Source organism: Rhodopseudomonas sp. BR0C11 (assembly GCF_010820945.1).
Classification (GTDB): domain Bacteria; phylum Pseudomonadota; class Alphaproteobacteria; order Rhizobiales; family Xanthobacteraceae; genus Rhodopseudomonas; species Rhodopseudomonas palustris_H.
In genome coordinates this window covers 18005-30700 of the sequence record NZ_QTKI01000008.1, presented here as the reverse complement: position 1 = coordinate 30700, position 12696 = coordinate 18005, and the positions used below count along the sequence as shown (strand labels likewise).

The following is a 12696-nucleotide window of genomic DNA, read 5'->3' as shown; positions in this document are numbered from 1 at the left end:
TCATCGCACTCAGCATCCGCCTGCCGCTGCAGCAGATCCTGTCGGCGATGCACGCCATCACCTCGGGCAATTACGACCGCCGGGTTGCCGGCACCGAGGCCAAGGACGAGATCGGCGCGATGGCGCGCGCGGTCGAGGTGTTCCGCGAGAACGCGATCGACAAGCGCAAGGCGCAGGACGATCTTCGCGAGTCGAAAGAAAAAGCCGAGAGCGCGCTGCTCGAATTGAAAACCGCGCAGCAGAATTTGATCGACGCCGAACGGCTGGCGGCGCTCGGCAGCCTGGTGGCCGGCGTCGCCCACGAGGTCAACAATCCGATCGGCATCAGCCTGACGGTGGCGTCGAGCTTCACCCGACGGGCGACCACCTTCGAGGCCGAGCTGAAAGGCGATACGCCGCTGCGGCGCTCGCAGCTCGACGAATTCGTCCGCAGCACGCGCGACGCCGCCCAGCAGCTCGTCGGCAATCTGCAGCGCGCCGCCGAGCTGATCCAGTCCTTCAAGCAGGTGGCGGTCGACCGCTCGCACGCCGAGCGCCGGCAATTCAACCTGCACGAGGCGACCGATCAGATCGTCGCCAGCCTGAAGCCGGTGCTGAAGCGAGCACCGATCCGGCTCGACATCGACGTGCCGGAAAGCCTGGTGATCGACGGCTACCCGGGCGCCTACGGGCAGATCCTGACCAACCTGTTCCTAAACGCCGCCAACCACGCCTTCACCGACGGACGGTCCGGCACGATCACCATCACGGCGCGGCCGCGCGGCAATGATGACATCGAGATCATCTTCGCCGATGACGGCGCCGGCATGACACCGGACGTGCAGCGCCAGGCCTTCGACCCGTTCTTCACCACCCGCCGCAACGAGGGCGGCACCGGGCTCGGCCTGCACATCGTTTACAATCTGGTGACCCAGCAGCTCGGCGGCCGGATGATGCTGGAATCAAGACTAGGACAAGGCACGACTTTTCGCATTATCATGCCGAAAACCGCCACTGGCGGAGCGGCATCCGCTGCCCCGCCCATCGACGGAAACCTGCAATGGCCGACCAGGACGATATCCTCGAGCTGATCGAAGACGCCGATTCGACGCCGGAGGTATCGGGCGCACGGAAATGGAAGATCGCGGTGATCGACGACGACACCGCGGTTCACGACGGCACCCGCTTTGCGCTGAGCGACTACAGCCTCAACAACCAGGGGCTGGAGATCCTGTCGGCCTACTCGGGCGCCGAAGGCCGCGAGCTGATGCGCGCCAACCCTGACATCGCGGCGGTGCTGCTCGACGTCATCATGGAGACCGACGCGGCCGGCCTCGACCTGGTGGAGTTCATCCGCAACGACCTGAAGAACGAGACCGTCCGCATCATCCTGCGCACCGGGCAACCCGGTCAGGCGCCGGAGCGCCGCGTCATCGTCGACTACGACATCAACGACTACAAGGCCAAGACCGAGCTCACCGCCGACAAGCTGTTCACTTCGCTGACCGCGGCGCTGCGCAGCTATCAGCAGCTCGAGCGGATGGTGCAGACCCGGCGTGGCCTGGAAATCATCATCGACGCCGCCTCGACGCTGTACGACTTCAAGTCGATGCAGCGGCTCGCCGAGGGGGTGCTGACCCAGCTCGCCTCGCTGCTCAATGTCGATTGCGCCGGTATTTTGGTGCTGCGCGACGCCGGCGACGAGCTGGCGGTGCTGGCAGGCTCGGGCTGCTACAGCCGCTTCATCGGCCCCACCGGCCACAGCAATTCGCTCGACCCCGACCTGCGCCAGATGGTCGAGGAGGCGTTCCGGCGCCGCAAGCACGAATTCGCCGACCATCGCACCGTGCTCTATATCCGCACCGGAAGCGGCCGCGAAGTGGTGGTGCTTCTGCAGGCCGAGCGCGAACTGTCGGACACCGACCGTTCGCTGGTCGAGATCTTCGGCAGCCGGCTGTCGATCGCGTTCGACAACGTTATCCTGTATCGGCAGTTGCACGAGGCCAACACCCAGCTCGAAGAGCGGGTGGCCCAGCGCACCCGGGCGCTGACCCAGGCCAACCGCCGGCTGTCGACGCAGTGGCTGCGGCTGCAGCGCGCCAATGCGTTCAAGAACGAGATCCTCGGCACCGTCGCGCACGACCTGAAGAATCCGCTCGGCGTCATCCTCGGCCGCACCGAAATGCTGACCGAGCTGATCGGCGCCGAATCCTCCAAGGACCACGTTATCGCCCAGGTCGATCATATCCGCGACGCCACACGGCGGCTGACGCTGATGGTCGATCATTTGATCTCCGACGCAATGGCGGACGCGTTCGACATCTCGATCCGGCGCGAGGCCGTCGACATCGCCGCATTGGTCGGCGAGGTCGCCGAGGCCAACCGGCCGATGGCGCAGAACAAGCAGCAGGTGATCTCAGTGTCGACGCCGGAGGCCTGCGCGACGATGTGCGATTCCGACCGGATGCGCGAGGCGATCGACAATCTGGTCAGCAACGCCATCAAATACAGCCCAATCGGCGGCAACATCGCCCTGCAGGTCGACGGTGATGGCGACAGCACCATGATCCGCGTCACCGATGAGGGCGCAGGATTGTCGCCGGAAGACCTCAGCCGGCTGTTCGGGCGCTTCCAACGGCTGTCCGCCAAGCCGACCGCGGGCGAAAGCTCCACCGGCCTCGGGCTGTCGATCGTCAAGAAGATCGTCGACATGCATGGCGGCGAGATCATCGCCGAGAGCCCCGGCCCCGGTCAGGGCGCCACCTTCACCATCATTCTGCCCGCAGCATCGGTGTCATGAGCCAGAACCCGCACATCATCGTCGTCGACGACGAAGCCCCGGCCCGCGAGATGGTCGGCGACTATCTCAAGATGCACGGCTTCGCCGTCACGCTGTGCGATGGCGGCAAGAGCCTGCGTGCCGAGATCGCCACCAAGCTGCCGGACCTGGTGGTGCTGGACCTCAACATGCCGGAAGAGGACGGGCTGTCGATCATCCGCGACCTCAAGGCCAAGTCCAACGTTCCGGTGATCATGCTGACCGCGACCGCAAGCCCGATCGACCGGGTGGTCGGCCTCGAGCTTGGCGCCGACGATTACATCGCCAAGCCCTGCGAGCTGCGCGAATTGATGGCGCGCATCCGGTCGGTGCTGCGCCGCGCGGCGCCGCCGAAGCCCGCCGCCGCAGAGCCAGCGAGTGCCGCCAAGGCCGACAGCGCCCAGCTGGTGCGGTTCGGCACCAAATGGCTCGATCTCGAAGCCCAGGCGTTGCGCGACGACGACGGCAACGAGCATCCGCTGACGGCATCGGAATTCGGGCTGCTGAAGGTGTTCGCCGCCAATCCCAAACGGGTGCTATCGCGCGAGCGGCTGCTGGAGCTGGCGAATGCGCGCGACGCCGAAGCTTTCGACCGCGCGGTCGATCTCCGCATCATGCGGATCCGCCGCAAGATCGAGCCGGACCCGACAAAGCCGGCCGTAATCAGGACAATTCGCGGCGGCGGCTATTTGTTCTCGCCCGCCAGCGACCGCGCCTGAGCCGGCTCACCGCCGGTATCGCTGGCTGCCGCCCCTGATCTCCCTCGCTTTTTCGGCCGAATGTTTCGTCGCGGCTCCGGCGACGAAACACTTCCATTTCGCCACGAAACCATTTTCCCCTCCGGCGCAGACCTCCTGAAACGGTAGCTGGCTAGTAGTTCTCCCAACACGCCGCGGGGGAGCGCGGCACGAAGGGAGCTCGTCATGCAGAACGTCATTGCGCTCAACGACGCCGGCCGCCTGGGCATCCTGGCCGCCAGAGCCACGAGCGATGAAATGCTGCTCGCCAGCATTGCGGGCGGTGACCGGACTGCGATGCATACTCTGTACGCCCGGCACAATGTGCGGGTGTATCGCTTCATCCTGCGGATGGTGCGCGATGCCGCGACCGCCGAAGACCTGGTCAGCCAAGTCTTCCTCGACGTGTGGCGGACCGCCCGGCAGTTCGAAGGCCGCGCTCAGGTGTCGACCTGGCTGCTGTCGATCGCCCGGTTCAAGTCGCTGACCGCGCTGCGCCAGCGCCAGCACGAAGACATCGACCAGGACGACGTGCTGGAGATCGCCGACGGCTCGGACTCGCCGGAGACCGCGCTCGACCGCAGCCGCACCAGCGACATCCTGCGCGCCTGCATTGCCAAACTGTCGCCGGCGCATCGCGAGATCATCAATCTCGTCTACTACCATGAGAAGTCGGTCGAGGAAGTCGGACGCATCGTCGGCATTCCGCAGAGCACGGTGAAGACCCGGATGTTCTACGCCCGCAAGCAGCTTGCCGAATTGCTGAAGCGCCACGGCGTCGAAAGCCTCGCGGCCTGACGTCGCACGCGAGGCTGTCCGCGCCGCTTGGTCGCACGCCGGCAGTTTGGAGAGGTTCTGGTTCGCCGCCCTCGTGCCACGATGTGGTGGTCACTATAGTCAACACAGCGATGCCGGATCGTCGAACGAAACAATTGAAACGATCGACGACATCGAACGGAAAGATCAGCCTGCTAGGGTGACCTTCATCGACGCAGCGGCCACCAAACGCAGGTCGCGCGACAGCGAATTTTCAAAGCCTCCGACACCCCATCGTAGGCCTCCAAGGGACCCGGACGAGATGCCCCCTCGTCCGGGTTTTGCCTTGTTGAAGGTACGCCGATGCGTTGTGTTGACGCAGCACGATCGATGCCACGCAAATCAGGAACAAACCGGACGATTTTCGATTGAGTGCAGCGCCGTCGCGGAATTGTTAACCGCTGCCGTCTAGGCATCGATACACTGCGGCGATACATAGTCGCTCGATGATGTGCGCATCATCTTACGCTCACGTCTACGGATCGGTGGGATGTTCGAAAGTCTTGATCCGGTGGTGCTGGCGCGCCTCCAGTTCGCCTTCACGGTGTCGTTTCACATCATCTTCCCCGCCTTTTCGATCGGCCTTGCGAGTTATCTCGCGGTGCTCGAAGCGCTGTGGCTGTGGACCAAGCGTGAAGTCTTCATCAACCTGTTCAATTACTGGATGAAGATCTTCGCCATCGCGTTCGGCATGGGCGTGGTGTCGGGCATCGTGATGTCCTACCAGTTCGGCACCAACTGGGCGGTGTTCTCCGACAAGACCGGCCCGGTGCTCGGCCCGCTGATGGCCTATGAGGTGCTCACCGCCTTCTTCCTCGAGGCGGGATTCCTCGGCGTGATGCTGTTCGGCCTCAAGCTGGTGGGGCCGCGGCTGCACTTCCTCGCCACGCTGATGGTCGCGATCGGTACGCTGACCTCCGCGTTCTGGATTCTGTCGGCCAACTCCTGGATGCAAACCCCGACCGGCTACGGCGTCAACGAGGCCGGGCAATTCGTGGCGGTCGACTGGTTCAAGCTGATCTTCAATCCGTCATTCCCGTATCGTCTCGCCCACATGGTGCTGGCCGCCTATCTGACCACCGCGCTCGTGGTCGGCTCGGTCGGCGCCTATCATCTGCTGAGCAACACCCGGCAGCCCGGCGCGCGGATGATGTTCTCGATGGCGATGTGGATGATCGCCGTGGTGGCGCCGATCCAGATCTTCGCCGGCGACGCGCATGGCCTCAATACGCTGGAGCACCAACCCGCCAAGGTGATGGCGATGGAAGGCCACTACCAGAGCCATCCTGACGGCGCGCCGCTGATCCTGTTCGGCCTGCCTGATCAGGACGCCGCGGTGGTGCGCTACGCGCTGCAGATTCCGAAGCTGTCATCGTTGATCCTGAAGCACTCGCTCGACGCACCGCTCGCCGGCCTCGACACCGTGCCGCGTGAAAACTGGCCGCCGGTGCCGATCACCTTCTGGTCGTTCCGCGTGATGGTCGCGCTCGGCTTCCTGATGCTCGGCCTCGGCGTGTTCAGCCTGTGGCTGCGCTGGCGCGGCCGGCTGTTCGAATCCCGCCCGTTGCACCGCTTCGCGCTGGCGATGGGCCCGGCCGGCTTCATCGCCGTGCTGGCCGGCTGGGTGACCACCGAGACCGGGCGGCAGCCGTTCACCGTGTTCGGCCTGCTGCGTACCGTCGACTCGGTATCGCCGCTGGCCGCCCCGGCGGTGGCAACGTCGCTGATCGCCTTCATCGTGGTGTATTTCGCCATCTTCATCGCAGGCGTGGTCTACATCCTGCGACTGATGGCGCATCCGCCGCACCACGGCGAAGAAGGCCCGCGCGGCGATACGCCCGAACGCGCCGCCGGCATCACGCCGGCGCCGGCGATCGCCACCCGCAGATTCAGTTGAGCAGGATTCGGCTGTGACTATGGCTTACGACGTCGCGACGATCTGGGCTTTCATCATCGCCTTTGCGGTGTTCGTCTATGTGGTGATGGACGGCTTCGACCTCGGGCTCGGCATTCTGTTCCCGCTGTTTCGCACCAAGCGCGACCGCGACGTCATCATGAACAGCGTCGCGCCGGTGTGGGACGGCAACGAGACCTGGTTGGTGCTCGGCGGTGGCGGCCTGTTCGCGGCGTTTCCGCTGGCCTATGCGGTGCTGATGCCGGCGCTGTACACGCCGATCATCGCGATGCTGCTGGGCTTGGCGTTTCGCGGCGTCGCGTTCGAATTCCGCTGGCGCACCCAGCGCGAGCGCAACCGCTGGGACATCGCATTCTTCCTCGGCTCGCTGGTGGCCACATTGGCGCAAGGCATTGCGCTCGGCGCGCTGCTGCAGGGCGTTCACGTCGAAGGCCGCGGCTATGCGGGCGGCTGGTGGGACTGGCTGACGCCGTTCAGCCTGCTCACTGGCGTCGCGCTGGTGATCGGCTATTCGTTGCTCGGCGCCACCTGGCTGGTGATGAAGACCACCGGCGACCTGCGCGAGAAGGCGTATCGGCTGAGCCGCTGGCTGCTGTTCGCGCTGCTCGCCGCAATCGTCGCCGTCAGCGCCGCGACGCCGTTCCTCAGCTACGACTATTCGCAGCGCTGGTTCGCCTGGCCGAACGTGCTGGCCACCGCGCAGGTGCCGCTCGCCGTCGCCATCGTCACCGCGCTGCTGCTGCGCGCGCTGGCGCAGCGCCGCGACTATCAGCCGTTCCTGCTGACGCTGTGCCTGTTCGCGCTGTCCTATGCGGGCCTCGGCATCAGCTTGTGGCCCTATGTGGTGCCGCGAAGCATCACCATCTGGCAAGCCGCCGCGCCAGAGAACAGCCAGCTGTTCATGCTGGTCGGCGTCGCCATCCTGGTGCCGATCATCCTGACCTACACCGCGTGGGCGTATTGGGTGTTTCGCGGCAAGGTCGATCCGGAGAACGGCTATCATTGAGCGCGCCGATTGAACCGAAAACGCCGCTGCCACGACGACTGCTGTGGTTCGTGGCGCTGTGGCTCGCCGGTGTCGGCGCGGTGACGCTGGTCTCGCTGCTGCTGCGGTTGTGGATCGGTAAGGGCTGACGTGATACATAGCCCCGCCAGTGGTTTGCGATGGGGGTATCATGAGATTTCCGCGCTTGTTGAGCTGGGTGGTGACCGCGGCAGCCCTGGTCACGCTCGCTTCGGTGCCGAGCTACGCGCAGCAGCAGGATCCCGGTGACGAGCCCGGTCTGATCGCCGATGACGGCTATGTGCTGCCGCCGGAATGGCAGAAGCAGATGGTGTATTTCCGCACCACCGAAGCGCCCGGCACCATCATCGTCCAGACCTCCGAACGCTATCTATATCTGGTTCAGGGCAACAACCGCGCGCTGCGCTACGGCATCGGCGTCGGCCGCGAAGGCTTCACCTGGCAGGGCCTGTTGAAGATCTCGCGCAAGGCCGAATGGCCGGACTGGGTGCCGCCGCCGGAGATGATCCAGCGCCAGCCTTATCTGCCGCGCTTCATGGCCGGCGGCCCCGGCAATCCGCTCGGCGCACGGGCGATGTATCTCGGCTCGACGGTGTATCGCATCCACGGCACCAACCGCCCCGACACTATCGGCACCGCGATTTCGTCCGGCTGCTTCCGGCTGGTCAATGCCGACGTGATGGACCTGTACGACCGCGTACCGGTCGGCACCAAGGTGGTGGTCCGGCAAAAGCCCGAGCTGTAACGGCGCGGCGGCCTTCCCTTCTCATTGCGAAAGACTCAGCATGTTCAAACGGACGTTTCAGACCGGGCTCGCGATCGGGCTCGTGGTCGCGGCGGGCATCGCGGCGGCGGCGATCACCTATGAGCGCTACGACACCAAGACGCTGAAGCGCACCATCCGCCGCGACGCCGTGCTGTGCGGCGTCAACAAGGGCCTGCCCGGATTCTCGACGCCGGACGACAAGGGCAACTGGACCGGGTTCGACGTCGACTTCTGCCGCGCGGTGGCGGCGGCGATCTTCGACGACCCGAACAAGGTCCAGTTCGTGGCGCTTGACGCCAACGAACGTTTCAAGGAGCTGCAGAGCCGCAAGGTCGACATCCTGTCGCGCAACTCGACCTGGAGCATGTCGCGCGAAACCAACTACGACCTGTATTTCCCGGCGGTCGCCTATTATGACGGCCAGGGCTTCATGGTGCCGGCCTCGCGCAAGATCGACAGCGCGGTCGAGCTCGACGGCAGCAAGGTCTGCGTCCAGAACGGCACCACCACCCAGCTCAACCTCGCCGATTACTTCCGTGCCAACAACATGAAGTTTCAGGAGGTCAAGTCGGAGAAGTTCGACGACGTCGTGAAGGCCTACAAAGACGGCCAGTGCGACACCTTCACGGCCGACGTGTCGCAGCTCTATGCGCTACGCAAGACCTTCGAAAAATCCGGCGACCACGTCATCCTGCCCGACGTCATCTCCAAGGAACCGCTCGCACCGGTGGTGCGCCAGCGCGATGACGACTGGATGATGATCGTGAAGTGGACGCTGTACGCCATGATCAACGCCGAAGAGCTCGGCGTCACCTCGCAGAACATCGGCGAAGCGCTCAAGTCGAAAAAGCCGGACGTGATGCGCCTCGTCGGCACCGAAGGCGCGTTCGGCGAGGATCTCGGCCTATCGAAGGACTGGGCCGCCCGCGTCATCCGCCACGTCGGCAATTACGGCGAAGTCTACGACCGCAACGTCGGCAAGCTCGGCATTCCGCGCGGCATGAACCAGCTCTGGAGCAACGGCGGGATTCAGTACGCGCCGCCGATCAGGTAGGAACGGCGTCAGTCCGTCTCGTCGGCGCTGCTACACTCTCGACCGTCATCGCCCGCGCAGGCGGGCGACCCAGTATTGCAGAGCGCCGGCGATCAGCAACGAAGTCTCTGGAATACTGGATCCCCGCATACGCGGGGATGACGACTGTGGGCGGGGTTGAAGGGCTTTGGTGTTGAACGCCAACCGCTGATAGCACCCTCTCGTTCGTCATTCCGGGGCGCGCGCAGCGCGAGCCCGGAATCTCGCGGTTCAGGGCGAGATCCCAAAACACTCTCGGGATTCCGGGTTCGCGAGCTAGCGCTCGCGCCCCGGAATGACCACGAAAGCGTCCTGACGAAGGGGAGCTTCAGTACTTCTTCCACTCCGCCAGCGCTTCGGCATGGTAGGCGCTGTCGCCGAGCAGTTCCTGCAGCACCCGGGCGCGCTTCATGAACAGGCCGACGTCGAACTGGTCGGTCATGCCCATGCCGCCGTGCATCTGCACGCCTTCCTGCACCGCGAGCGTCGCCACCGTGCCGGCCTTGGCCTTGGCAACCGCGACCGCCACGCGCGCCTGCACGGCGTCAGCGTCGACCGCCTGCAACGCCTTGAGCACCGCGGCGCGGAGGATTTCGATCTCGGTGTAGAGATGCGCGGCGCGGTGCTGCAGCGCCTGGAATTCGCCGATCAGCTTGCCGAACTGCTTGCGCTCTTTCAGATAGTTCACCGTCCGCCCGAACGCCTCGTCCGCGACGCCGAGCATCTCAGCGGCAACCGCCGCGCGGCCGACATTCAGCACCGCCTCGAGCAGCGCGCCGCCGCGATCGACCTCGCCGAGTACCTGATCGGCATTCACCTCGACGTCGTCGAAGCTGATCCGCGCCGCATTATGCGCGTCGACCATCACGGTGCGCTCGAGCGCAACGCCCTTGGCCTTCGGGTCGACCAGGAACAGCGTCAGCCCATCCGCGTCACCAGCTTGCCCCGCGCTGCGCGCCGCGACGATCAGAAGGTCGGCAACGTGGCCGTCGACCACCAACGCCTTGTCGCCCTTCAGCTTGAAACCATTGCCGGCGCGCGTCGCCGCCAGCGCGATTTTCGCCGGCCTATGCTTGGCGCCTTCATCGACCGCGAGGGCGGCGATCAGCGAACCGTTGGCGATCTTCGGCAAGTAGGCCTTCTTCTGCGCCTCCGAGCCGCCGCGAGCCAGCGCGGACGCCGCCAGGATTGCGGTCGACAATAACGGCGACGGTGTCAGGTTGCGGCCGATCTCCTCCATCACCACGCCGGCCTCGACGCAGCCGAGCCCCGAGCCGCCGAACTCCTCCGGCACCAGAAGGCCGGCAAAGCCCATCTCGGCAAAGCTCTTCCACAAGTCGCGGGAGAAGCCGGTGGCGTCGCGCTCGTCGCGCAGCTTGCGCAAATGCGCCACCGGCGCCTTGTCGCCGATCAGCCCGCGCGCCGAGTCGCGCAGCATGGTTTGTTCTTCGGTGAGGACGAGAGCCATGGGTGAGGTTTCCGATCAGGTCAATGATGTTGCAACGATACGAGGACCTCATGGTGAGGAGGCGCGCGCAGCGCGCCGTCTCGAACCATGAGCGCCGTGGCCCCTCATCCTTCGAGACGCGGCCTGACGGCCGCTCCTCAGGATGAGGACACCGACTACGCCCCCGGCAGATCCAGGATGCGCTTGGCGACGATGCCAAGCATCACTTCGCTGGTGCCGCCTTCGATCGAGTTGGCCTTGGTGCGGAGCCAGGCGCGGGCGCGGGCGCCTTCTTGGCTGCGCTCGCTCTCCCACTCCAGCGCATCGATGCCGCCGGCCGACATCAGAATCTCGTGGCGGCGTTTGTTCAGCTCGGTGCCGTAGTACTTCATCGCCGACGAAAACGCCGGATGCAGTTGCCCGGCCTTGGCGAGATCGACCGCCCGCTCCGCCGCACAGGCCAGCGCCGCCTCGTCGACGTCGAACGTCGCGATCTGGCCGCGCAGGATCGAATCGTCGAGCCGACCTTGATCGTCGGTACCGAGCGAATCCGCCGCGACCTGGCCGAGCGGCCGGCCGCCGTCGCGGCCGCCCATCCCGGAGATCATCGCGCGCTCGTGCTGCAGCAGATACTTCGCCACATCCCAGCCGCGGTTGATGGTGCCGACGACGTGCGACTTCGGCACCCGCACGTTGTCGAAGAAGGTCTCGCAGAACGGCGACTTGCCGGAAATCAGCAGGATCGGCTTGGTCGTCACGCCGTTCGAGGTCATGTCGAACAGGATGAAGCTGATGCCGTCATGCTTCTTGGCGGTCGGATCGGTCCGCACCAAACAGAAGATCCAGTCCGCGTAGTTGGCGTAAGACGTCCAGATCTTCGAGCCGTTGATGATGAAATCGTCGCCGTCGCTCTCGGCGCGGGTCTGCAGCGACGCAAGGTCGGAGCCGGCGTTCGGCTCGGAATAGCCCTGGCACCAGCGGATCTCGCCGCGCGCGATCTTCGGCAGATGCTCGGCCTTCTGCTGCTCGTTGCCGTATTTCAGAAGCGCCGGCCCAAGCATCCAGATGCCGAACGAGGACAGCGGCGAGCGCGCGCCGATCGCCGCCATCTCTTCGCGCAGGATCTTGTGGCGCGCACCATCGAGCCCGCCGCCGCCGTATTGCGTCGGCCAGTCCGGCACCGTCCAGCCCTTGTCGCGCATCCGCTCGAACCAGACCTTCTGCGCCTCGGAGGCGAATTTGGCGTTGCGACCGCCCCAGAAATTGTCCTCATCGCCTTGCATCGGCGTGCGCATCTCGGCGGGGCAATTCGCCTCCAGCCAGGCGCGGGTCTCGGCGCGGAATGTATCGAGATCGGTCATGCGGTTTCCATCCACATTTGCGCCGGCGCGTTGCACGCCGGCGATGCATTTGTTGGCGGCGACCTTGGCGCGTCGCGCGGTGGAATTCAATATCCGTGTCGGGCGGCAGTCTTGCGGCGATGTGCTAGGGACGAACGCCCGACAGCCAAAGAGGACAAACGAGGATGCGCCTGAATCTGCTTTCGCCTGGCGAAATGAGCGCCGAGCAACGCGCGATCTATGACGAGTCGATCGCCAGCAAGCGCGGCAGTCCGCCGCCGCCGATGATGGCGTGGCTGGCGAGCCCGGAGATGGCCCGGCACGCCACGCGGCTCGGCGCCTTCCTGCGCTACGACACCTCGCTGACACCGGCGCTGTCGGAGCTGGCGATCCTGGTCACCGCGCGGCATTGGACAGCGCAATTCGAATGGTACGCGCACAAGAAGATGGCGCTCGATGGCGGCCTCGATCCCAAGATCATCGACGCGATCCGCGACCGCCGCACGCCGACCTTCGACGATCCGAAGGCGCAGGTGATCTACGACGTCGCCCGCGCGTTGCATGAAGCCAAGGGGCTGCCGCAGCCGCTGTATGATGAAGCGATGCGGCTGCTCGGCGAGCGCGGCCTGGTCGAAGTGATCGGGCTGTGCGGCTACTACACCATGGTGTCGATGACGCTCAACGCCTACCAGTTCCCGCTGCCCGACGGCGAGACGCCGGAACTGGCGTAAACCAGTCCTCTGGGACACGCCGAAGACGCGCGCTCCGGATGACCACAGAAA

The 12696-nt window shown here is 65.2% G+C and carries 12 protein-coding genes; 10 read left to right on the top strand and 2 right to left on the bottom strand.

Annotated features, from left to right (window positions below; genetic code table 11):
* From DYI24_RS01990 to DYI24_RS01950, 9 genes are all read left to right on the top strand, one after another.
* On the top strand, positions 1-1070 hold a 1070-nt coding region (locus tag DYI24_RS01990), incomplete at its 5' end, for a sensor histidine kinase (RefSeq protein ID WP_164571060.1).
* The gene (locus DYI24_RS01985; protein WP_107346319.1) at positions 1040-2779 is read left to right on the top strand and encodes an ATP-binding response regulator; all 1740 of its coding nucleotides are present in this window, start codon (positions 1040-1042) and stop codon (positions 2777-2779) included. The genes DYI24_RS01990 and DYI24_RS01985, both read left to right, overlap by 31 nt.
* Entirely contained in the window at positions 2776-3516 is a 741-nt protein-coding gene (locus tag DYI24_RS01980) for a response regulator (RefSeq protein WP_107346320.1), read from the top strand. The genes DYI24_RS01985 and DYI24_RS01980 overlap by 4 nt, the downstream gene beginning before the upstream one ends.
* Positions 3517-3720: 204 nt before the next feature.
* Positions 3721-4332: a sigma-70 family RNA polymerase sigma factor gene (locus DYI24_RS01975; protein WP_107357303.1), complete on the top strand. Its 612-nt coding sequence runs from the start codon at positions 3721-3723 to the stop codon at positions 4330-4332.
* A 508-nt stretch (positions 4333-4840) separates the two neighbouring features.
* Positions 4841-6247 carry a cytochrome ubiquinol oxidase subunit I gene (locus DYI24_RS01970; RefSeq protein WP_164571059.1) on the top strand — a complete coding sequence of 469 codons (1407 nt, stop codon included), beginning with the start codon at positions 4841-4843 and terminating at the stop codon, positions 6245-6247.
* A 19-nt stretch (positions 6248-6266) separates the two neighbouring features.
* On the top strand, positions 6267-7271 hold the full coding sequence (gene cydB, locus DYI24_RS01965; protein WP_107357305.1) for a cytochrome d ubiquinol oxidase subunit II: 1005 nt from the start codon (positions 6267-6269) through the stop codon (positions 7269-7271).
* Complete coding sequence (locus DYI24_RS01960; protein ID WP_107346324.1) at positions 7268-7399, top strand: DUF2474 domain-containing protein; 132 nt, start codon at positions 7268-7270, stop codon at positions 7397-7399. Before cydB ends, DYI24_RS01960 begins: the two co-directional genes overlap by 4 nt.
* Positions 7400-7437: 38 nt before the next feature.
* Positions 7438-8034 carry a L,D-transpeptidase gene (locus tag DYI24_RS01955; protein ID WP_502706324.1) on the top strand — a complete coding sequence of 199 codons (597 nt, stop codon included), beginning with the start codon at positions 7438-7440 and terminating at the stop codon, positions 8032-8034.
* Between the two features lie 40 nt (positions 8035-8074).
* Positions 8075-9109, top strand: a complete 1035-nt coding sequence (locus DYI24_RS01950; protein ID WP_164571057.1) for an amino acid ABC transporter substrate-binding protein — start codon at positions 8075-8077, stop codon at positions 9107-9109.
* A 346-nt stretch (positions 9110-9455) separates the two neighbouring features.
* On the opposite strand, the gene DYI24_RS01945 is transcribed toward DYI24_RS01950, so the two are convergent.
* On the bottom strand, positions 9456-10595 hold the full coding sequence (locus tag DYI24_RS01945; protein WP_164571056.1) for an acyl-CoA dehydrogenase family protein: 1140 nt from the start codon (positions 10593-10595) through the stop codon (positions 9456-9458).
* Between the two features lie 155 nt (positions 10596-10750).
* Positions 10751-11935: an acyl-CoA dehydrogenase family protein gene (locus tag DYI24_RS01940; protein ID WP_164571055.1), complete on the bottom strand. Its 1185-nt coding sequence runs from the start codon at positions 11933-11935 to the stop codon at positions 10751-10753.
* A gap of 164 nt (positions 11936-12099) precedes the next feature.
* On the opposite strand from DYI24_RS01940, the gene DYI24_RS01935 reads away from it, so the two are divergent.
* The gene (locus DYI24_RS01935; RefSeq protein ID WP_164571054.1) at positions 12100-12645 is read left to right on the top strand and encodes a carboxymuconolactone decarboxylase family protein; all 546 of its coding nucleotides are present in this window, start codon (positions 12100-12102) and stop codon (positions 12643-12645) included.
* Positions 12646-12696: the final 51 nt, after the last annotated feature.

Coding starts and splice junctions, on each gene's coding strand:
- DYI24_RS01985 (WP_107346319.1), top strand. CDS start 1,040: ATGGCCGACCAGGACGATATCCTCGAGCTGATCGAAGACGCCGATTCG.
- DYI24_RS01980 (WP_107346320.1), top strand. CDS start 2,776: ATGAGCCAGAACCCGCACATCATCGTCGTCGACGACGAAGCCCCGGCC.
- DYI24_RS01975 (WP_107357303.1), top strand. CDS start 3,721: ATGCAGAACGTCATTGCGCTCAACGACGCCGGCCGCCTGGGCATCCTG.
- DYI24_RS01970 (WP_164571059.1), top strand. CDS start 4,841: ATGTTCGAAAGTCTTGATCCGGTGGTGCTGGCGCGCCTCCAGTTCGCC.
- cydB (WP_107357305.1), top strand. CDS start 6,267: ATGGCTTACGACGTCGCGACGATCTGGGCTTTCATCATCGCCTTTGCG.
- DYI24_RS01950 (WP_164571057.1), top strand. CDS start 8,075: ATGTTCAAACGGACGTTTCAGACCGGGCTCGCGATCGGGCTCGTGGTC.
- DYI24_RS01945 (WP_164571056.1), bottom strand. CDS start 10,595: ATGGCTCTCGTCCTCACCGAAGAACAAACCATGCTGCGCGACTCGGCG.
- DYI24_RS01940 (WP_164571055.1), bottom strand. CDS start 11,935: ATGACCGATCTCGATACATTCCGCGCCGAGACCCGCGCCTGGCTGGAG.
- DYI24_RS01935 (WP_164571054.1), top strand. CDS start 12,100: ATGCGCCTGAATCTGCTTTCGCCTGGCGAAATGAGCGCCGAGCAACGC.